Annotated in this window: 15 protein-coding genes; all 15 read left to right on the forward strand. The window is 74.1% G+C overall.

The annotated features are described in order from the left end of the window. Positions 1 to 98 precede the first annotated feature (98 nt). The 15 genes from AB0O11_RS15690 to AB0O11_RS15760 all read left to right on the forward strand — a co-directional run bounded on the left by AB0O11_RS15690 (position 99) and on the right by AB0O11_RS15760 (position 20,527). On the forward strand, positions 99 to 1,145 hold the full coding sequence (locus tag AB0O11_RS15690) for a class I SAM-dependent methyltransferase (RefSeq protein ID WP_363386308.1): 1,047 nt from the start codon (positions 99 to 101) through the stop codon (positions 1,143 to 1,145). Beyond that, positions 1,145 to 2,176, forward strand: a complete 1,032-nt coding sequence (locus AB0O11_RS15695; protein WP_363386310.1) for an aminotransferase class I/II-fold pyridoxal phosphate-dependent enzyme — start codon at positions 1,145 to 1,147, stop codon at positions 2,174 to 2,176. The genes AB0O11_RS15690 and AB0O11_RS15695 overlap by 1 nt, the downstream gene beginning before the upstream one ends. A gap of 128 nt (positions 2,177 to 2,304) precedes the next feature. Beyond that, positions 2,305 to 3,588: an MFS transporter gene (locus tag AB0O11_RS15700; protein WP_363386312.1), complete on the forward strand. Its 1,284-nt coding sequence runs from the start codon at positions 2,305 to 2,307 to the stop codon at positions 3,586 to 3,588. Between the two features lie 132 nt (positions 3,589 to 3,720). Then, the gene (gene hppD / locus AB0O11_RS15705) at positions 3,721 to 4,794 is read left to right on the forward strand and encodes a 4-hydroxyphenylpyruvate dioxygenase (protein ID WP_363386314.1); all 1,074 of its coding nucleotides are present in this window, start codon (positions 3,721 to 3,723) and stop codon (positions 4,792 to 4,794) included. Next, a complete protein-coding gene (locus AB0O11_RS15710) occupies positions 4,791 to 5,942 on the forward strand; it encodes an alpha-hydroxy acid oxidase (RefSeq protein ID WP_363386316.1) in 1,152 nt (383 codons plus the stop codon). The genes hppD and AB0O11_RS15710 overlap by 4 nt, the downstream gene beginning before the upstream one ends. After that, a complete protein-coding gene (locus tag AB0O11_RS15715) occupies positions 5,939 to 7,237 on the forward strand; it encodes a PLP-dependent aminotransferase family protein (RefSeq protein ID WP_363386318.1) in 1,299 nt (432 codons plus the stop codon). The genes AB0O11_RS15710 and AB0O11_RS15715 overlap by 4 nt, the downstream gene beginning before the upstream one ends. A gap of 134 nt (positions 7,238 to 7,371) precedes the next feature. Next, positions 7,372 to 8,430: a methyltransferase gene (locus AB0O11_RS15720; RefSeq protein ID WP_363386320.1), complete on the forward strand. Its 1,059-nt coding sequence runs from the start codon at positions 7,372 to 7,374 to the stop codon at positions 8,428 to 8,430. A gap of 205 nt (positions 8,431 to 8,635) precedes the next feature. Continuing rightward, positions 8,636 to 11,233 carry a lantibiotic dehydratase gene (locus AB0O11_RS15725; protein ID WP_363386322.1) on the forward strand — a complete coding sequence of 866 codons (2,598 nt, stop codon included), beginning with the start codon at positions 8,636 to 8,638 and terminating at the stop codon, positions 11,231 to 11,233. 46 nt (positions 11,234 to 11,279) lie between these two features. Further along, complete coding sequence (locus tag AB0O11_RS15730; RefSeq protein ID WP_363386324.1) at positions 11,280 to 12,638, forward strand: radical SAM protein; 1,359 nt, start codon at positions 11,280 to 11,282, stop codon at positions 12,636 to 12,638. 1 nt (position 12,639) lies between these two features. Continuing rightward, on the forward strand, positions 12,640 to 13,734 hold the full coding sequence (locus tag AB0O11_RS15735) for an arginase family protein (protein ID WP_363386326.1): 1,095 nt from the start codon (positions 12,640 to 12,642) through the stop codon (positions 13,732 to 13,734). Beyond that, the gene (locus AB0O11_RS15740; protein ID WP_363386328.1) at positions 13,731 to 14,783 is read left to right on the forward strand and encodes a hypothetical protein; all 1,053 of its coding nucleotides are present in this window, start codon (positions 13,731 to 13,733) and stop codon (positions 14,781 to 14,783) included. The genes AB0O11_RS15735 and AB0O11_RS15740 overlap by 4 nt, the downstream gene beginning before the upstream one ends. Next, positions 14,783 to 15,727: a PHP domain-containing protein gene (locus tag AB0O11_RS15745; RefSeq protein WP_363386330.1), complete on the forward strand. Its 945-nt coding sequence runs from the start codon at positions 14,783 to 14,785 to the stop codon at positions 15,725 to 15,727. The genes AB0O11_RS15740 and AB0O11_RS15745 overlap by 1 nt, the downstream gene beginning before the upstream one ends. Further along, on the forward strand, positions 15,724 to 18,375 hold the full coding sequence (locus tag AB0O11_RS15750; protein WP_363386332.1) for a lantibiotic dehydratase: 2,652 nt from the start codon (positions 15,724 to 15,726) through the stop codon (positions 18,373 to 18,375). The genes AB0O11_RS15745 and AB0O11_RS15750 overlap by 4 nt, the downstream gene beginning before the upstream one ends. After that, positions 18,372 to 19,622 carry an MFS transporter gene (locus tag AB0O11_RS15755; RefSeq protein ID WP_363386334.1) on the forward strand — a complete coding sequence of 417 codons (1,251 nt, stop codon included), beginning with the start codon at positions 18,372 to 18,374 and terminating at the stop codon, positions 19,620 to 19,622. Before AB0O11_RS15750 ends, AB0O11_RS15755 begins: the two co-directional genes overlap by 4 nt. After that, entirely contained in the window at positions 19,619 to 20,527 is a 909-nt protein-coding gene (locus tag AB0O11_RS15760; RefSeq protein WP_363386336.1) for an aminoglycoside phosphotransferase family protein, read from the forward strand. Before AB0O11_RS15755 ends, AB0O11_RS15760 begins: the two co-directional genes overlap by 4 nt. Positions 20,528 to 20,574 lie beyond the last annotated feature (47 nt).

A 20,574-nucleotide genomic window follows, 5' to 3' on the forward strand; every position in this document is an offset into this window, starting at 1 on the left:
CGACCCACCGACTCGACACCCCTACCGACCGCAGGCGACCGACCTGCGCACACCACGCGGACCACACCCGGTCCGCCCACGGAGAAACGGACACCACCATGACCACTGCGGCCATCCCCGACACCTGGCGTGGCATCACCCCGTCGCCGATCACCTCGACCGACGCCTACAACGGCTTCATCGCCGCCAACGTGATCTTCGCGCTGGACCGGATCGGCCTGCTGGAGACGATCGGGCGCGGCGAGCCGCTCTCGGCCGCCGAGGCCACCGCCCGGGCCGGCGACACCGCCCGCACCGAGGCCGTGCTGCGCGCCGCCGCCGACTACGGCTACCTCAAGGCCGACGGCGACGCCTACCTGCCCACCGAGGCGGGCCTGGAGATCGCCGCCGCGCGCGGCTACTTCACCTGGGCCGTCGGCGGCTACCACGACGTGTTCGGCCGCGCCGGCCACCTGAGCGCCGGCACCCACCGCTACAACGAGGACGTCTTCCGCGACGAGGCGATGGTCGCCCTCGGCTCCGCCCAGTGCGACCAGTCGCTGTTCGCCGCGCAGCTGACCGACGTCCTCGACGGCATCGACTTCCGCACCATCGCCGATCTGGGCTCCGGCACCTCCGCCCGGGTGCGCCGCGTGGTCTCGCAGCGCGAGGGCAGCCGGGGCCTGGGCATCGACATCAGCCGTCCGGCCACCGACATCGCCCGCCGCGACATCGCCGAGGCCGGCATGCAGGACCGGGTCACCGCCGTCCGCGCGGACGTGCTGGGCCTGCTCGGCACCCAGATCGACAACGACGCCGAGGCCGCCGAGGTGGCCGAGGTCGACACCGTGATGAGCTTCTTCCTGCTGCACGACCTGCTGGCCGACCCGGCCACCCGCTCCTCGATCTTCACCCGGATGCGGGAGGCCTTCCCGAAGGCCCGCACCTTCGTCCTCGGCGACACCATGCTGCGCGACCCGGGCACCTCCGACGGCGCCCAGCCGGTCTTCTCGGTCGGCTTCGAGCTGGCGCACGCGATGATGGGCGTCCCGCTGCACACCAAGGCGACCTACGAGCAGCTCTTCACCGAGGCCGGCCTGCGGATCGACCGCGTCGAGGCGCTGGCCACCCCGCACTCCTGGCTCTACGTCCTCCAGGCCGACTGATGGCCGCCCCGTCGACCGCCAGATACCTGCTGGCGCAGAACGAGCACCCGTACCCTCCGCTGCCGTCGGTGCTGGCCGCGCTGGCCGAGGCCGGTGCCGATCTGCACCGCTACCCGGACTTCCGCCCGGAGCGGATCGCCGGGATCGTCGCCGCCTGGCAGGGCGTCCCGGCCGGCCAGGTCGTGGTCGGCCACGGCTCGGCGGGCGTGGCACTGGACCTCTTCCACACGGTGGTCGAGCCCGGCGACAACGTGGTGCACTCGGAGCCCTGCTTCGATGCGTACCCGCTGTTCTGCGAGATCGCCCGGGCCGAGGCCCGCCCGGTCCCGCTCGGCCCCGACGCCCGGCACGACCTGGCCGCGATGGCCGAGCGGATGGACGGGCGCACCCGGATCGTCGTGCTGTGCAACCCGCACAACCCGACCGGCACGGTCTACTCCTGGGCCGAACTGACGGAGTTCTTCCGCCGGGTGCCGTCCACCGCGCTGATCCTGCTCGACGAGGCGTACGTCGACTTCGCCCAGGACTGGCAGGCCCCGGACGTACCGGCCCGGATCGCCGAGTGGCCGAACCTGGTGGTGCTGCGCACCCTGTCCAAGTCGCACGGCATCGCCGCGCTGCGGATCGGCTACGCACTGGCGGAGGAGTCCGTGGCCCAGCGGGTGCGGGACCACCAGGTGCCGTACGCGGTGAACCGGCTCCAGGAGGCAGGCCTGCTCGCCGCCGTCGCCGCCGGGGACGAGATGGCGCGGCGGATCGCCGAGATCACCGCGGAGCGGGAACGCACCCGGGCCGAACTGCTGCGGCTCGGCTGGACGGTGGCGCCCAGCGTCACCAACTTCCTGTGGGTCGACGCCCCCGGCGACCAGCTCCCGCTGCGCGCGGAGCTGGAGCGCCTGGGCGTGGCCGTCCGCTACTACCCCGGCCAGGGCATCCGGGTCGCCATCGGCGAGAAGGACGCCAACGACGCGCTGATCGAGGGCTTCGCCGCCGTCGCACCGCTCGCCCCGGCCCACCCCGTCGCACCCTGACCGCCCGGCGCCCTGAGCACCCGGCGCCCTGAGCACCCCGCGTGCGTCAGGGCACACTCCGGGCACCCTGCACCCCCCGCACACCCCCGCACACCCCGAAGCGCCGTCGGCGCAGCGAAGGAACCGCCATGCACCCGCTGTTGGCCCGCCCGGAGTTCCGGCGCTACCTCGCCGGGCAGACCCTGTCCGTCCTCGGTGACAGCGCCCTCTCCATCGCCCTCGGCATCTGGGCCAAGGTGCTGACCGGCAGCAACTCCGCCGCCGGTCTGGTGCTGTTCTGCTTCTCCGCGCCACTGCTGCTGCTGCCGCTCGGCGGCCTGCTCGCCGACCGGGTCCGCCGCAAGCCGCTGCTGGTCGGGGTCAACCTGGCGGTGGCGGTGTCGCTGCTGCCGCTGCTGCTGGTCGACGGCCGGGACACGGTCTGGATCATCTACTGCACCGCCACGGTCTGCGGCCTGGCCGGGGCCGTCCTGGCCCCGGCGCAGAGCGCGCTGCTGCGCAGCATCCTGACGGAGCGTCAGGACTTCGGTGCGGCGGCCGGGCTGACCCAGAGCGCCCGGGCCGGCACCACCCTGGTGGCGCCGCTGCTCGGCTCGGGCCTCTACGGCTGGTTCGGCGGGCACGTGGTGGCCGTGGCCGACCTCGGCGTGCTGCTGCTGGCCGCACTGAGCTTCCTCACCCTGCGGGTGGAGGAGGTCAAGCCGGAGCCTTCGGGCCTACGGTGGCGCACCGAGGTGCTGGCGGGCTTCGTCCACCTGCGCGGTTCGGTCGGGCTACGGCCGCTGGTGGTGGCCACCGCCTCCGCCGGCTTCGTGCTGAGCCTGCTCCAGCCGGTGCTGTTCGCGCTGACCCAGCACGGGCTGCACCGCTCGCCGCAGTTCCTCGGCGTGCTGGAGACCACCGAGGCCGTCGGCGCGCTGGGCGGCTCGGTCGTCGGCGGTCTGCTGATCGGCCGGCTCGGGCCGCGCCGGACGGTCATGGCGGGGTCGGCGGTGTTCGGCCTCGGAACGGTCCTGCTGCTCACCCCGTCGCTGTACGTGGTCTCGGCCGGCCTGGTGATCGCGGGCGCGGGCATCCCGGCCGCCCTGGTCGGGCTCGCCACCGCCGCCCAGGCCTCCACCCCGCCGCAGCTGATGGGGCGTGCCCAGGCCGCCGTCAACCTCTCGCTCACCGCGCCGCAGGCACTGGCCGTCGGCGTCGGCTCCGGCCTGGTGGCCGCCCTGGACTTCCGGGTGGTGCTGGGCGTGATGGTGGTCGGCGCGCTGCTCTCGGCCACCCACCTGATCGGCAAGCCGGAGGCCCCGACGGAGCCCCCGGAGACCGAGCCCGAGAACGAGGGCGAGGGCGACGGCGACGGCGACGGCGAGGGCCCGGCCGAGCCTGAGGACACCAAGGACCTCCAGTCCACCTGACCGGCGCCGGTACGCCCGCACCACCCCGAACATCCGCACCACCCCGCACGTCCGCTCACCTGATCACCCCTCAGCACCTCCCGTCCTCCTCACGAGAGAGCTCTTGCGATGACCGACCGTTCCTCTCCCGCCGTGACCCCGATCCCCGTCGAGCTGGACCACGTCGAGTTCTACGTGGCCGACCTGGGCACCGAGACCGCCAAGCTGACCACGGAGTACGGCTTCGAGCTGCTCGTCCCGCCGACCGAGCGCGGCGAGGCCGCCGAGCGCTGCCTCTCCGCGCTGGTCGGCCAGGCCGGCATCCGGCTGCTGATCACCCAGCCGCTGGCCGCCGGACACCCGGCCACCGACTACCTGGAGCGCCACGGCGACGGCGTGGGCGCCCTCGGCCTGCGGGTACCGGACGCCGTCGACGCGTACCGCACGCTGACCGCCCGCGGCGCCGCCGCCCTGCGCGAGCCGCAGGCCGAGGACGGCTGCGTCACCGCGGTCGTCGACGCCTTCGGCGACGTGGTGCACACCCTGATCGAGCGCGGCCCCGAGGCCACGGCCGGCCGCATCCCCGGCCTGCCGGACCCGGCCCCGCTGACCGGCGAGGGCGAGGTCGGCCTGCGCTCCGTCGACCACTTCGCGGTCCTGGTCCCGTTCGGCGAACTGCGCAAGACCGAGCACCGCTACCACGAGGTCTTCGGCTTCCGGACGATCTTCGAGGAGCGGGTCGAGGTCGGCGCGCTCGGCATGGACTCGGCCGTCGTGCAGAGCGCCGACCGCAGCGTCACGCTCACCCTGATCGAGCCGCTCACCGCGGACGCGAGCGGCCAGATCGCCTCCTTCCTGGCCGGCCACGACGGCGCCGGCGTGCAGCACGTCGCCTTCGCCGCCGAGGACGCGGTGCACTCCGTCTCCACCATGGCCGAGCGCGGCGTGCCGTTCCTGCGCACCCCGCAGACCTACTACGACGCGCTGCCCGCCCGCCTGACGCCGCTGCGGCACTCCTTCGAGCAGCTGCGCGAGCTGAACCTGCTGGTCGACCAGGACCACGACGGCCAGCTGTTCCAGATCTTCACCCGCTCCCAGCACCCGCGGAACACCTACTTCTTCGAGGTGATCGAGCGCATCCGGGCCCGCAACTTCGGCAGCAACAACATCCGCGCCCTCTACGAGGCCGTGGAGCTCCAGCGCAACGCCAGCGAAGTGGCCGGATGAGCGCGTCCGTCCGCAGCGAACCCCGGACCGGCCCGGCCGACGGGCGCCCGGCACTCTGCGTCGCGGAGTACGCCGACCGGGCCCGGGCCGTGCTCGCGCCCGAGGTCTGGGAGTGGCTGGAGGGCGGCGCGGAGCGCGAGCTGACCCTCGCCGCCAACCGGACCGCCTTCGACCGGGTGGCCCTGGTGCCGCGGGTGCTGGCCGACGTCAGCACCCGGGACACCGCCGCCACCCTGGTACGCAGCCGGGCCGCCCTGCCGGTGGCGGTGGCACCCGTCGCCTACCACCGGCTGTTCCACCCCGAGGGCGAGCTGGCCTCGGCCCGTGCCTCGGCCGCCGCGGGCGTGCCGTTCACCGTCGGCACGCTCAGCAGCGTCGGCTTCGAGGAGCTGGCGAAGACCGGCGCCACGCTCTGGTTCCAGCTGTACTGGCTGCGCGACCGCGGCCGGCTGCTCGACCTGGTCAGGGCGGCCGAGGAGGCCGGCAGCGAGGCCCTGGTGGTCACCGCCGACGTGCCGTACATGGGCCGCCGGCTGCGCGACGCCAGGAACGCCTTCGCGCTGCCCGCGGACGTCCGCGCGGCGCTGCTGGAGGGCGGCGCCGCCGGTCGGGCGCACGAATCCACCACCGCCGTCTCGGCGGTGGCCGCGCACACCGCCGAGCTGCTCTCCCCCGGCGTCACCTGGGCCGACCTGGAGTGGCTGCGCGGGCAGACCGAGCTGCCGCTGGTGGTCAAGGGCGTGCTCGACCCGGCCGACGCGCAGCGGGCCGCCGGGATCGGCGCCGCGGCCGTGGTGGTCTCCAACCACGGCGGCCGCCAGCTCGACCGGGCCGTTCCCGCGGTGACGGTCCTGCCCGCCGTCGCCGAGGCGCTGGCCGGCCGGGACTGCCAGGTGCTGATGGACAGCGGGGTGCGCGGCGGCTCGGACGTGCTCACCGCGCTGGCCCTCGGCGCCTCCGGGGTACTGCTCGGACGTCCGCTGATCTGGGGCCTGGCGGCCGGCGGCGAGGCGGGCTGCACCGAGGTCCTCGACCTGCTCGCCGCCGAGCTGCGGCACGCGCTCGGCCTCGCGGGCTGCGCCGACCTGCGGGCCGCCGCCGAGCTGCGCACCACCACCCTGCCCTGCCCCACCTGGAGCACCCCGTGACCACCGTCGCCGCACCGCACGACCTGCTCCTCGCAGGCCTGCACACCTCCCTCGCCGACCCGGCGATGACCTCGATGAACCTGCTCAACGAGATCTCCATCCGCTACCCGCAGGCGGTCTCCTTCGCGGCCGGCCGCCCGGCCGAGCAGTTCTTCGAGCCGGACGCCGTCCACCGCCACCTGGACCGCTACCTCGACCACCTGCGCACCGAGCGCGGGCTGACCGAGGAGGCGGCCCGCCGGCAGGTGCTCCAGTACGGGCGGACCAAGGGGATCATCCACGACCTGATCGCCACCCACCTCTCGACGGACGAGGGCATCGAGGTGCCCGCCGAGTCGATCGTGGTGACGGTGGGCTGCCAGGAGGCGATGTTCCTGGTGCTGCGGGCGCTGCGCCGCGGCCCCGAGGACGTGGTGCTGGCCGTCTCCCCCACCTACGTGGGGCTGACCGGCGCGGCGCTGCTGGCCGACCTGCCGGTGCGCGCGGTGGCCGACGGCCCGGACGGCGTGGACCTCGCCGACCTGCGCCGCCGGCTGGCCGCCGCCCGGGCCGAGGGGCTGCGCCCGCGGGCGCTCTACCTGGTGCCGGACGTGGCCAACCCGAGCGGGGCCAGCCTGCCGCTGGAACTGCGCCGGGAGCTGCTGGAACTGGCGGCCGAGGAGGACTTCCTGCTGCTGGAGGACAACCCGTACTGCGTCTTCGCCGGCGAGGAACGGCTGCCCTCGCTCAAGGCGCTGGACACCGCGCGGCGGGTGGTCCACCTCGGCTCCTTCGCCAAGACGGCCCTGCCGGGTGCCCGGGTCGGGTACGTGGTGGCGGACCAGCTGGTGGCGGACGGGCGGGGCGCCGAAGTGCTGTTCGCCGACCTGCTCGGCATGATCAAGAGCATGACCACGGTGAACACCTCACCGATCGCCCAGGCCGTGATCGGCGGCGCGCTGCTGGAGCACGACTACAGCCTGCGGGCCGCCAACACCGAGGTGGCCGCGCTCTACCGGCGCAACCTCTCGCTGGTGCTGGAGGGTCTGGCCCGGCGCTTCCCGCCCGGCAGCGGGGTGACCTGGAACGAGCCGCGCGGCGGGTTCTTCCTGGTGCTCACGGTGCCGTGCGTGGTGGACGACGCGCTGCTCGAACGCTCGGCCTCGGAGTACGGGGTGATCTGGACGCCGATGTCGCACTTCTACCCGGGAGCGGGCGGCGAGCACCAGCTGCGGCTCTCCGTCAGCCAGGTCGACCCGGCCACCCTCGACCGGGGGCTGGACGGGCTGGCCGCGCTGCTCGCCGCGCAGTCCTGACCCGCCCGGAAGGGGCGTCCCACCCGGGGCGCCCCTTCCGGCATGCGTCCACTCCGAGGTGACGGTGCGCTTCGGCCCCGCTACGCCGGGGCAGCATCCCGGCGCAAGCACCGCAGACCCACCGAGGAGGACGCATGCCGCACGACGAGAACCAGCCCGCCGGCGACCGGTCGGCGACGGCCGCGGAGGAGGGCCTGCGCCGCTCGGCCGCCTTCCTCATCGACGAGGCGCTCGGCTTCGTCTTCCCCGCGGCCCTGCGCGCGGCCGCCGACACCGGGGTGGCCGACGCCCTCGCGGACGGCCCGGCCACCCCCGCCGAACTCGCCGCCGCCACCGGCACGGACGCCCGCAACCTGTACCGGGTGCTGCGCCTGCTCGCCACCCGGAACGTGGTGGCCGAGGACGAGCACGGCCGCTTCACGCTGACCGAGACCGGGCAGGCGCTGCGCAGCGACGTCCCGTACTCCGCGCGCAACGCGGTGCGGATGCTCACCGACCGCACCTTCTGGCTGCCGGCGGAGCGGATGGCCCACTGTCTCACCGAGGGCAGCACGGCCTTCGACTCCGTCTTCGGCATCCCGTTCTTCGACCACTTCGCCCGGGACGAGGAGACCGCCGCCGTCTTCCACGTCGGCATGGCGGCGATGTCCGACCCGGAGAACGCGGTCATCGCGGCCGCCTACGACTTCCCGCGGACCGGCACGGTGGTGGACGTCGGCGGTGGCCACGGCGGCCTGCTGCTGGAGGTGCTGCGCCGCAACCCCGGCCTGGAGGGCGTGCTCCACGACCGCGCCCACGTCCTGGCCGGCCACCGGCTGGACGGCGACAAGGAGATCGCGGGCCGCTGGAGCACGGCGGAGGGCGACTTCTTCGCCGCCGTGCCCGCCGGTGACGTCCACCTCCTCAAGCGGATCACCCACGACTGGGACGACGACCAGTGCGTCACCCTGCTGAGCCACTGCCGGCGCGTCCTGCGCCCCGGCGGCCGGATCCTGGTCCTGGACGCCGTGGTCCCCCGGGACAACGCTCCCCACCAGGCCAAGACCCTGGACCTGATGATGATGGCCTCGCTCACCGGCCGCGAGCGCACCGAGGCGGACTTCGCGGAGCTGCTCGGCCGGGCCGGCCTGCGCCTGTCCAGGATCCTGCCCACCTCGACGGTGCTCTCGGTGGTCGAAGCCGTTTCCGCCTGACGTCACGTCACGTTCACGTCGATTCAGGTTTATTGCAGCCATCCCAACGTCCTGGCCCTGCCGCACCACCTCGGGTTTTCGACTGATGAACAGTCAATCTTGGCCGAAATCAGGCTCGTTGACCCCATCGTTATTGAAAGACCCCTCGACAGGTTGTTATGGTCACGAACTGTCGTGACCAAGTCAGCCATGTGAGGGGACGATCATGGACGAGTCGAGGCAGCGCCCGGACGGCCGACGGCCTGCGGGTGGCGGCGACCTCACCCCGGAGGCCCGGGCCGAGGACGGCACCGGGTGGTCGCTCGTCCCGGTCGCGATGCTGCGCCACGCCGGCTACCCGCTCTCCCTGCTGGACCGCGTCGTCGACCCGGCGACCGCCCGGGCCGCCGACGCGGTGCTCGCCCTGCGTGACGAAGCCGTCGAGCTGGGGCGGCAGTTGAAGGCCGCCCTGCGCGCGGAGCAGGCCGGCACCCGGGGCGACCTCGCCTCCGGGGTCGGTATGCTCCGCCCCTTCCCTCCCGCCGACCTCGCCCGGCTGGAAGCCGAACTCGGCCCGGCCGCCCTGGACTCGGCCAAGCGCTACCAGGACGCGGCGCAGACCCTGGACGGCCACTGGGCGGCCTTCGAGCAGGAGCACGGAGCGGCCCTCGCCCGCGCCCGCCGGGCCGTCGTGGACCTGTTCCGCGAGCCCTCCCTCCAGCAGGTCCTGCTGCTGTCGAACGACGCCCGGTTCGAGGAGTTCACCGCCTGGATCGCCGCCGGCGGCGCCGGGTCGGACGGACACGTCAAGCGGATGACCGACCTGCTCGCCATGTACCTCCAGCGGGTCACCACCAAGAACGAGACCCACTCGCACTTCGGCCCCCTCGCCGTCGCCCGGACGGCACCGGAGGCCACCACCGCCGGCGTCACCTGGTCCACCGGCCCGCTGCGCCGGACCGCCCTGCTCAGCCACTGGGCGGGCGAGGCGATGGCCGAGGTCTTCAGTGCCCGGCCGGAGACCTTCGAGACGGTGCGCCCCCGCCGGCGCCCGCTCGCCTTCGCCGACGGCCCCCTGGTCCGGCTGTACGCGTTCGAGACCACCACCGGCATGCCGGACGGCTGGCGCTTCGTCGCGGTGAAGTCCGACACCTTCGACGCGCACCGCTCCTGGCTCTGGGATCGCTGCGACGGCGAGCGCACGGTGGCGCAGCTGCGTGCCGCCTGGGCCGAGCGCCCGGACCGCCCGGCCGACCGGACCTTCGACCGGGTGCTGGCCGAACTCGTCGACCAGGACTGGCTGATCGGGCGCTGGGAGATCCCGATCGGGTCCACCGACGTGCTGCGCTCGCTCGCCGGGCACCTGGCCGAGGACTCCCCCGACCTCGCCGTGGTGCGCCGCTTCGAGGACGGGCTGCGCCGCTTCGCCGAGGGCCCGGTGGCGCAGCGCGCGGCCCTGCTCGCCGAGCTCAAGGAGACCTTCGAGGAGGTCACCGGGTCTGCGGCCAACCGCTCCGAGGGCCGGCACTACGCCGACCGCAGCATCCTCTACGAGGAGGCGTACAGCCCGGTCGGGGACGTCGTCCTCGGCCCGGACGTCACCGGGCTGATCGGCCGCGAGCTGTCCGTGGTCTACGACCTGACGCTGCTCGTCCCCCGGCTGCGCATCCGCCGCGAACTGGCGATCCTGCACGGCTGGATGGCGCGGCGCTTCGGCCTCGGCACGCCCGTACCGCTGCCGGACTTCTACGCCGCCTTCTTCGCCGACAAGCCGCAGCTCGCCGTGGAGTGCGAGGAGGTCGACCGGGAGATCACGGCGCTCGACCGGGAGGTCGTCGCCCTGCTGCTGGACGGCGCCGAGGACGGCCGGCACGAGAGCGTCGTCGACCGGGCCCGGCTGGAGGAACTGCTCGCCCGCCACCCGGACACCCCGCCCGCGCTGTGCAACCCGGACGTCATGCTCGCCGCGCCGGACGCGGCCGCGATCGGACGCGGCGACTTCCTCGCCGTCGTGGGCGACTGCCACGCCGTGCGCGAGGCGCTCACCCACTCCAGCTTCGCCCCGATGCTCCAGGCCGAGGCGCCCGAACTCCTCGACGAGGTCCACGCCCGGTACCGGGGGCTGCTAGACGAGGACGAGGTGCTGGTCGACCTCTCCCGCTCGCACCCCGACAAGACCGGCGCCCAACTCACCTACCCCTGCCCGGACCTGGAGGTGTACGGGCTCTCCCCGAAGGCCCGAGGCGACGTCCTCCAGCCGGGCCGGCTGTACCTGGTGGCCACCGCCGACCGGGTGGAGCTGCGCGCCCACGGCCTGGCCGGCCGGCTGAAGCTGCTCGCCCCGCTGGCGGGCGGCCCCAGCATCCGCCAGGACCCGCTCTCCCCGTTCGCCTTCCCCCGGCACTTCGGCGGCGTCGGCATCCGCGACCGGGACCGCGACCACGTGCCCCGCATCCGCTGCGGCCGGATCGTGCTGCACCGGGAGCGCTGGCGCATCCCCGCCGAGGCCCTGCGCGGCTGGAGCCCCGGCGTCCACCGGTCCAAGGGCGACGCCCCCGAGTTCGCCGCCGCCCGCCGGCTGCGCCGCGAGCTCGGTCTGCCGCGCCACGGCTTCCTGAAGATCCCCGGCGAGCCGAAACCGGTCTACGTCGACTGGGACTCGCCCCTCATCGTCCGGCAGGTCTTCCGGCTCGCCCGGAAGACGGCCAGCCCCCTGGAGTTCAGCGAAATGCTCCCCGCCCCGGAGCACCTCTGGCTCGACATCGACGGAGAACGTCACACCAGCGAGCTGCGCTGTGCGGTCTTCTCGCATCGTCCCCACTGAGTGCTCCACGTCGAGGCCCACGCCCTCACCGACCGAAGGCACCGCCATGACCAAGAGCTGCATCGTCCAGTTGCCCTTCCCCTCCAGCCACGACCCCGACCCGAACCTCGCGCGCTACTACGACGACTACGACCGGCGCTTCCGGGCCCTGCTGCCCGAGTACTTCATCCCGTCCGACGGCCTGTGGGAGATGCCTCTGTGGGTCGCCCACCTGACCGCCCTGCTGAACACCGCGGGCCTCGACTCCGTCTTCCGCGACCTGTCCAGGACCCCGGCCGAACCGGAGGACTGCGCCGAGCCGCTGCTGGAGGCGACCGCCGCCGGCGACCTGGTCCTGATGTCCCCGCTCGCCCAGAACCTCCGCCTCGCGCTGGAGGTGGCCAAGCGGCTGGAGCACGCCGGCCGGCGTGTCGTCCTCGGCGGGAACATGGCCCCGCTCGCCCCGGACGGTGCGGTGCACGCCGTGCACCGCGGCCAGCTCGACGCCACCTTCGTGCGCCGGCTCGTCGAACTCGCCGCCGGGTCCGGCGGCAGCCTGGAGAAACCCCTGCTGCCCGGCCTGGTGTCCGACCGGATCACCTGGGCGCCGGACTACCGCCACCTCGGCGGCTACCAGGGCCGGGTGCCGCTGCTGCGGCTCAACGCCAGTCACGGCTGCCTGTACCAGTGCTCGTTCTGCGGCGACGCCTGGAGCAAGCAGCTGACCCTGGTCGCCAAGGACGCGCTCGCCCAGGAGGTGGACGAGCTGACCACCCGGTTCCCGGACACCCGGCTCTTCTACATCGGCGACAAGACCTTCGGCCAGTCCCGCGAGGCGGTCGGCAACCTGCTGGACGTCTTCCGCGACCGCCCCGGCTACCGGTTCATCGTGCAGACCCACGTGATGCAGGTGAAGGAGTGGATCGTCGAGGCCATGCTCGAACTCGGCGTCGTCGCCGTGGAGCTCGGCTTCGAGTCGGCCGACTCGCAGATGCTGAAGCGGCTCAACAAGCTCTCCCGCGGCCTGGACGACTACACTTCGAAGATCCGTCAACTCAGCGACGCGGGGCTGAAGATCGTCCTCAACATGATGGGCGGCCTCGACGAGGAGACGGAGGCCGCGCACGGCCAGACCGTCACCTGGATGCGGGAGAACGAATCGGCGCTGTGGCTCTTCAACCTCTACAACTTCGTCCCGTACCCGCTCACCCCGGACTTCCCCAGGCTGCGCGAGCGCATCTTCAACTGGGACTTCGCCGACTGGCGGGAGGACGCCCCGGTCGTCTACCGGCCCCGGCACCTGTCCCCCGAGGACAGCTGGGACCTGTTCCAGGAGAAGATCGCAGCCGCGCACGACATCATCCGCGATCCGCTGCCCGTCGCCGCACCCGCCGCGCCCCTCGCACCCGCCGCGCAGGAGAACTGACATGACCGAGCTCCCCGACTTCGAAGCGCTCCGGAACAGCGTCAAACCCGAGGACTTCGAGCAGGACCCGCTGCCGGGCTGGGCCGGCGTCGGCACCCTCTTCGGCGCCCCCACCACCACCGCCGACCAGGTGGACGTCGGCGAGCGGGGCTGGGTGGTGTCCGGCGTGCCCTTCGACGCCACCGCCAGCTCCCGGCCCGGCGCCGCGGAGGGGCCGCGGGCGATCCGCCAGGCGAGCCTGGTCTTCTCCAGCTACCTCACCAGCCTCGGCCAGTGGCGGATGCTGGACACCCGTACCGGGCAGACCTTCCGCTACCACGCGCCCCGCGTCGCCGACGCCGGCGACCTGCACATCTACCCGACGGACACGGTGAAGACCTTCCAGGCCGTCGCCGCCGAGAGCCGCCGCCTGAGCCAGAACGCCCCGCACCTGGTCTTCCTCAACGGCGACCACTCCTGCACCTTCCCCACCTTCGCCGGCTTCCGCGCCGGGCGGCTCGACCGCGGCGCCGGCCGGGTGGGGTTCATCAACATCGACCACCACTTCGACTTCGGCAACTGGAGCACCCTGCACGGGCCGCTCTACCACGGCTCCAACTCCCGCCGGATCAGCGAGATCCCGCAGATGCGCCCGGAAGACATCGCCTTCGTCGGCGTGGGGGACGTGACCAAGTACGACCAGTTCCGCGGCCTGCTCGACAGCGGCTTCCACGTCGTGCCCGGCTCCCAGATCACCCGGGACGGCGCCGCCACGGCCCTGCGCCCGGTGATCGAGGAGCTCGGCTCGCGCTGCGACACGGTCTACGTCTCCCTCGACATCGACGTGCTCGACAGCGCCGCGGCGACCGGCACCGGGCACGTCACCATGGGCGGCATCACCATCGGCGACCTCCTCGACGTCTACGAGGAGCTGCGGACGCTGCCCGTCGGCGCCGTCGACATCGCCGAGATCGCGCCCCGCTACGACCCGTCCGGCGGCACCGCGCAGATCGCCGCCCGGCTGCTCTTCGAGTTCCTCTTCCGCACCGAGGGAGCCCCGGCCGAACTCGCGCCCTGGGCCCCCACCACCCCCTCCGCACCCCTGGAGCACCGGTGAGATTCACGCCCCACGAAGCGCAGTTCGACTGCACCCCGCTGGTCTCCGGGGCCCCGGCCGAGCGCGAGCAGGCGCTGGACGCCCTCGCCGCCGAGGCCGTCGGGGTCATCCACCGGGTCGGCTACGCGGTCTTCCGGATCGGCCGGCTGCGGCTGGGCGTCGAGGACAGCCGCCGGCTGTCCACCGGCATCGTCGAGCGCGTGCGCACCGCGCTGATCGCCCGCGGCGCCCCCGCGCGGATGCGCCTGGAGGTCGACAAGGCGCAGCAGACCTACGTGCCCGAGGGCTACACCACCCGGACCCTGCTGCCCCACCACGACGGCCAGCACTGCTCGTACCTGACGCCCAGCCTCCAGGACGCCCCCGACTGGGACCCGTCCCGGCGCACCTACGGCGACTCCGGGTACACCACCACCCCCGCGCACAAGATGTACCAGGGCATCTTCCTGCCCGAGGTCGGCGAGGGCCTGAGCGTCACCACGTACTACGACTGGCTCGGCGTGATCGACGACGTACTGGAGCGGCGCGGCATCGACCGGGGGGACGACACCACGGCCGCCGCGGCCCGCTGGCTCGGCGACAACCTGCGCCGCGGCCTGGAGCGCCAGCCGGAGCACGGCTGCGCCTACCCCTCGGTGGGCGCCATGCTCGGGCTGGAGGAGCCGCTCTGGCACGGCCTGTCCTTCCACCACAGCGAGGCGGTGCTGACCAAGGAGGAGCGCCGGCGCTTCCCCACCGCCGTGCCGCTGGCCGACACCTGTGCGTGCGGCGAGTGCCGGGGCGAGGCGGCCCGGCTGTTCTGCCACCAGGTGCTCATGGCCACCGGCCTGACCTGGGCGCAGTTCCGCCGCCGCTGGGAGGTGCTCGCCCCGGGCGAGCACTGCGACCTGCTGCTCGGCCACAACCTGACCATGCTGCACGGCGGCCTGGCCGGCGGCGCCGGGCGGATCATCGAGCCGCTCTGCCTGGTCGTGGACGACCCGTCCGGCCCCGAGTACGAGCGCTGGCTGGCCGCCTCCTGGCGGCGCACCCTGCCCGGAGCCCGCTGATGCGGGGGGCGCCCGCCACCCTGGCCACCCCGGTCGACCTGCACCTGCACACCCGGCACTCGGACGGGGACGAGGCGCCGGCCGAACTGGCCCGGCAGTGCGTCGAGGCCGGCCTGCGGGTGGCCGCCGTGACGGACCACAACACCGTCGCGGGCGTCGCCGCCTTCGAGCGGGCCGCCGGCGGGCGCCTCACCGTGGTACCGGCCTGCGAGATCACCACCACCTGGAGCGGCGAGGAGACCCACTGCCTGGCCTACTTCGTCGACCCCGGCGACGAACGGTTCCGGCAGCGGATCGGGCGCGTCCACGACGCCGAACTGGCCTGGTGGCACACCTGGACCGACCGGGCGCACGCCCTCGGCGTGCCGCTCGACCGGGCCCACGTCGAGCGGCGCATCGGCGGCGACCGGGTGGCCTACGTCAACGACTACCTGGCCCTGCTGCTGGAGGCGGCCCGGGACGACCCGCGGTTCGCCCCGTACCACGAGGGCGCCGACCGGTTCGCCCGCTTCATCGCCGACTGGTGCCGGCCCGGCCGGCCGCTGCACGTCGAACACCCGGTCAACCCCGAGCTGGTGGACGTGCTGTCCTGGATCGAGCAGGCGGGCGGGGTCGCCGTCCTCGCCCACCCCGGCCCGCTCACCGCCGGCCTGGACGCCCCGCGGTGCGCGGCGCTGCTGGAGCCGCTGCGCGCGGCCGGCCTGGCCGGGCTGGAGGTGTGGACCAGCTGGCACACCCCGGCCGACAGCGCCCGGCTCGCCGAGGCGGCCGAGCGGCTCGGCCTGGTCGCCACCGCCGGGTCCGACTACCACGGGGTGCGGGTCAAGCCCTGGGCGCCACGCCCCGGCCTGCTGCCCGCGCTCCCCGCCGATCCGCTCGCCGTCCTGGACGCCCTGCACGACCGCCGTCCTCCCGTCCCCGCGACTTCCCAGGTGAGGCTGTGACCACCGTCAACGACCCCCGGACCACCACCACCGCGCCCGGTGTGCGCGTCGCCTGGCAGCTCGCGCCGGTCGTCGTGCTCCGCCAGGCCGGCTTCCCGATGGAGCTGCTCGCGCCCCTGGCGGACCCGGCCGCCGCCGAAGAGGCCCGCGAACTCGTCGCCCACGGACGGCAACTGAAGGCGCTGGCCGACGAGTTCAAGGCCACCCTGCGCCGGCACCCGGTGCCCGGCGCCGCCAGGCTGTCCTCCCCCGCCGGCTTCCTGCTGCCCGTCCCCGAACCCGACCTGGCCGCCGCGGCCGCCGCCGTCCCCGCCGAGGCGGCCACCACCCTGCGCGCCTACCAGGAGGCCGCCCGGCGGTTCGCCGAGGAGCAGTCGCGGTTCGCCGCCCGGCACCAGGAGCGCCTCGACCGGGCCGGGGCCGCCGTGGTCGCGGCCTTCGGCGACGAACGCCTGCGGCAGGTCCTGCTGCTCTCCAACGACTCCGCCTACCCCACCTTCGCCGCCTGGCTCGACGGCTTCGACGGCTCGACCGGCCGGCGCACCCGCAAGATGACCGACCTGCTCACCATGTACCTCCAGCGGGTCACCACCAAGAACGAGACCCACTCGCACTTCGGCCCCTTCACCCCCGGCCGGGTCGGCACCGCCCCCGGCATCACCTGGTCCGGCGAGCGGGAGCTGGAACGGCGGGCGCTGTTCAGCCACTGGGCCGCCGAGAAGCTCGCCCAGAGCGCCGCCGCCGTCCCCGGCCTGCTCGACCACGCCCGGCCCCGGCGCCGCCCGCTGTCCTTCCTGCGCGACGGCCGGATCGACCTGTACGCCTTCACCACCCGCGACGGGCTGGACACCGACTGGGACTTCCGGCACCTCGGCGGCCGGCCGGTGGAACCGTACGAGGCCTGGCTGTGGCAGCAATGCGACGGCGAACGCACCCTGCGCGAACTGCGGCAGGCCTGGCAGGACGAGCTGCGCTGCCCCGTCCCCTTCGACCGGGTCCTCGCCGAACTCGCCGACCGCGAATGGGTGGTCGTCGAGTTCGAGATCCCGATCGGCGACCACCGGCCGCTGGCCGCCCTGCGCGAGCAACTGCTCGCCGCCCCCGCCGAACTGGCCGCCCCGCTGCTCACCGCGATCGACGGCTTCGAAGCGGACCTGACCCGCTTCGCCCGGCTGCCGCTGCCCGAGCGCGCCGCCGCGCTCGCCGACAGCAAGGCCCGGTTCGAGCAGCTGACCGGAGGCCCCGCGAACCGCAACAGCGGCCTGCACTACGCCGACCGCAGCATCCTGTTCGAGGAGGCCCGCGGCCGCCCGGCCGACCTGACCGTCGGTCCGGACCTCGCCCGCTTCATCACGGACGAGCTGTCCATCGTGTACGAGACCGTGCTGGCCGGCCCGCGCCTGCGGATGCGGCGCGAACTGGTCATCCTCACCCGGTGGGTGGCCGAGCGGTTCGGCCCCGGCGTCGAGATCCCGCTGGACGTGCTCTACGCCGAGTTCTTCCGCGACCGGGAGGCCATCGCCCGGGAGTGCCTCGCGGTCGAGGCCGAACTCGCCGAACTGGACCGGGCGATCGGCGCGGCCCTGCTCGGCGAGGCCGCGACGGACCCGGACCGCTCCGAGGTCGTGGTGGACCGGGAGCGGATGGCGGCCGTCCTCGCCGGCCGGCCGAGCAGCCCGCCGGCCCTCTGCGACCCGGACATCCTGTTCGCCGCGAAGAGCCGGGAGGACCTGGCCGAGGGCCGGTTCACCGCCGTCATCGGCGACTGCCACGCGGTGCGGGAGGTCATCACCCACACCAGCTTCGGCCCGCTGATCCAGGAGCACACCCCCGAGCTGCTCTCCGAGGTGTACCGCGGCTACCAGTCCCTGCTCGCGGACGACGAGGTGCTCGCCAACCTGTCCCGCGGCCACCCCGACAAGTCCTCCACCCAACTCGTCTACCCCTGCCACGACCTGGAGGTCTACGGCCGCTCCGCGCAGTCCCGCGACCGGGTGCTGCAACCCTCCCGGCTGTACCTGGTGCTGCGCGGCGACCGGCTGGAGCTGCGCGCCCACGGCGTCGAGGGCCGGCTGCGCCTGATGGCGCCCCCGGCCGGCGGCCCGAGCATCCGGCAGGACCCGCTCTCCCCGTTCGCCTTCCCCCGCCACTTCGGCGGCGCCGGACTGGACGCCCCCGACCTGGCCCACATCCCGCGCATCCGCTGCGGCCGCGTCGTGCTGCAGCGCGAGACCTGGCGCATCCCCGCCGAGCGGCTGCGCGACACCACCGCCCTCGGACGGCAGAAGGGCCGGGACGACGCCGCCCAGTTCGTCGCCGCCTGCCGGCTGCGCGCCGAACACCGGCTGCCCCGGCACGTCTTCGTCAAGGTCCCCGGCGAGCCGAAGCCGGTCTACGTCGACTGGGAGTCGCCGCTGCTGGTGCGGCAGCTCGGCCGGCTGGCCGCCAAGGCCGAGGGCACCCTGGAGATCTCCGAGATGCTGCCCGCCCCCGACCAACGCTGGCTGGACGTGGACGGCCACCGGTACACCAGCGAACTGCGGTGCGCCGTCTTCTCGGCAGGGCAGGACGGTTCGGCGTGGCAGGGCGGTTCGGCAGGGCAGGGCGGTTCGGCGGGGCAGGTCCCCGCCGCGGAGCCGCGCGGGTGAGCACCGACACCACCGTCCGCCCCGTCTCCGGCTACCACCGGGTCATCGGCGCCGCGGCCTCCTCCGCGGTCGGCGACGGCATGCGCTTCGCCGCCCTGCCGCTGCTGTCCACCGCGGTGCTGCACGACGCCTTCCAGGTGTCCGCGGTCACCGCGGCGACCACCGTGCCCTGGCTGCTGTTCGCCCTGCCCGCCGGGGCGTACGCCGACCGCTTCGAGCGGCGCCTGCTGATGGTCCTCGCCGACCTGCTGCGCGCCGTGGTGCTGGTCCTCACCGTCGTGCTGCTCGCCGCCGACCGGCTGACCTTCTGGCCGCTGCTCACCGCCGCGTTCCTGCTGGGCGTCGGCGAGGTGCTGTTCGACTGCGCGTCCTTCGCGCTGCTGCCGAGCGTCGTCCCCAAGGAGCGGCTGGAGTCGGCGAACGGCCGGCTCTTCGCCGTCCAGACGGTCGGCCGCGACCTGCTCGGGCAGGTCGTCGGCGGCGTGCTGTTCACGGTGGGCCGGGCCGTTCCGCTGCTGCTCGACGCGGTCTCCTTCCTGGTCTCCGCGGCGCTGCTGCGCGCAGTGCGCGGGCCCGCACCCGAGCCCGGGACCGCGCCGCCCGCCGAAAAGCCCCGGCTGTCGGCCGACATCCGCGAGGGCGTCGCGCTGGTGCTGCGCGACCCGCTGCTGCGCACCCTGACCGTCTCCGCCGGCGTCATCAACGCCGTCTACCTGGGCCAGATCGCCGTCTTCGTCATCCTGGTGCGCGACGTGCTGGAACTCCCGGACTCCGCCTACGGGGCCCTGCTGGCCGCCGGGGCGATCGGCGGCGTGGTCGGCGGCATGGTCGCGAGCCGGCTGACCACGGCGATCGGCCGGGTGCCCGCGCTGGTCGGCAACCTGGCCCTGATGGGCGTCGCGGGCCTCGCCGTGGGGGCGACCGACCGGGTGTGGGTGGTGTCCGTCGCCTACTGCCTCACCGGTTTCGCCCTGATGGTCTGGAACGTCGTCGCCGTCTCACTGCGCCAGACGATCATCCCGGACCGGATGCTCGGCCGGGCCACCGGCGTCTACCGGCTGTTCGCCTGGGGCGCGATGCCCCTCGGCGCGCTGGTCTTCGGCCGGGTGAGCACCTCGGCCGGGCCGCGCGCCGCCTTCGCCCTCGGCGGCGTGGTCACCCTGCTGACCTGCCTGCCGATCGCCTACGCCCTGCTGAGGGACAGCAGGGTGACCGACCGTCGCAAGACTCCCGAGGATGCACCATGAGTGAGCGTTTCGCCGTACTGGACCGGCTGGCCGAGCAGTGGGGCCTGAGCGGTCTCGAACTCGTCGGCAAGGGGCTGGAGTTCACCGTCTTCCGGGCCCGGGGACGGGACGGCGGACCAGTCGCCGTACGGCTCGCGCACCGGCGGTTCGACTCCAACGCCAACGACCCGCACGTGGACACCCGCGCCCTGCTCGTCCAGGAGTACGCCATCACCCGGCACCTGGCCGAACACGGCCTGCCGGTGGCCCGGGCCCGGGAGCTGGTGCTCGCCGACGACCCCGGCTCCCCCGACGTGCTGCTCTCCGACTACGTCCCCGACGACGGCTCCCCGCTCGACTCCCACGCCCTCGGGCAACTCCTCGCCCGGCTGCACCAGGTGGCGCCGCCACGGCTGCACCTCGTCGCCGCCGAGGGCGGCAGCACGATCGACGCCCTCACCACCCGGATAGCCCGCCGCTGGGCCGAACTCGCCCGCCGCGTCGACGACTGGCCCGAGCCCCCGGCCGCCGACCTCCTCACCCGCCACCTGGCCGGTCTCACCGAGTCCAGCCTCCTCCACCTCGACGTCCGCAGCTCCAACATCCGCCGCCACCAGGGCCGTACCACCGCCCTCCTGGACTGGTCGAACGCCCTGCTCGGCTCCCCCGCCCTGGAGTTCGGCCGCCTCGCCGAATACGCCCGCTACCCCGAGAACGACCTCGACCTCACCGCCCTGCGCGCCGGCTACGCGACCGTCGCCCCCGTCCCCGCCGAGGACGATCCCTGCCTGCTCGCCTGCCGCCTGGACGCCGCACTGATGCTCGCCCTGGTCTTCCTCTCCGAGGCCCCCGACCCCACCCGCGCCCCCACCGCCGCCGCCCACGCCCGCGACCTGGCCCTGCGCCTCACCACCACCCGCCCCTGACCGTCCGCCCCACCCCCGGCAGGGACCGGCGCCACCCGGCACCGGTC

The sequence above is a fragment of the Kitasatospora sp. NPDC093102 genome (assembly GCF_040683915.1).
GTDB lineage: Bacteria > Actinomycetota > Actinomycetes > Streptomycetales > Streptomycetaceae > Kitasatospora.

Coding starts and splice junctions, on each gene's coding strand:
- AB0O11_RS15745 (WP_363386330.1), top strand. CDS start 14,783: ATGCGGGGGGCGCCCGCCACCCTGGCCACCCCGGTCGACCTGCACCTG.
- AB0O11_RS15720 (WP_363386320.1), top strand. CDS start 7,372: ATGCCGCACGACGAGAACCAGCCCGCCGGCGACCGGTCGGCGACGGCC.
- AB0O11_RS15695 (WP_363386310.1), top strand. CDS start 1,145: ATGGCCGCCCCGTCGACCGCCAGATACCTGCTGGCGCAGAACGAGCAC.
- AB0O11_RS15735 (WP_363386326.1), top strand. CDS start 12,640: ATGACCGAGCTCCCCGACTTCGAAGCGCTCCGGAACAGCGTCAAACCC.
- AB0O11_RS15690 (WP_363386308.1), top strand. CDS start 99: ATGACCACTGCGGCCATCCCCGACACCTGGCGTGGCATCACCCCGTCG.
- AB0O11_RS15710 (WP_363386316.1), top strand. CDS start 4,791: ATGAGCGCGTCCGTCCGCAGCGAACCCCGGACCGGCCCGGCCGACGGG.
- AB0O11_RS15725 (WP_363386322.1), top strand. CDS start 8,636: ATGGACGAGTCGAGGCAGCGCCCGGACGGCCGACGGCCTGCGGGTGGC.
- AB0O11_RS15700 (WP_363386312.1), top strand. CDS start 2,305: ATGCACCCGCTGTTGGCCCGCCCGGAGTTCCGGCGCTACCTCGCCGGG.
- AB0O11_RS15760 (WP_363386336.1), top strand. CDS start 19,619: ATGAGTGAGCGTTTCGCCGTACTGGACCGGCTGGCCGAGCAGTGGGGC.
- AB0O11_RS15730 (WP_363386324.1), top strand. CDS start 11,280: ATGACCAAGAGCTGCATCGTCCAGTTGCCCTTCCCCTCCAGCCACGAC.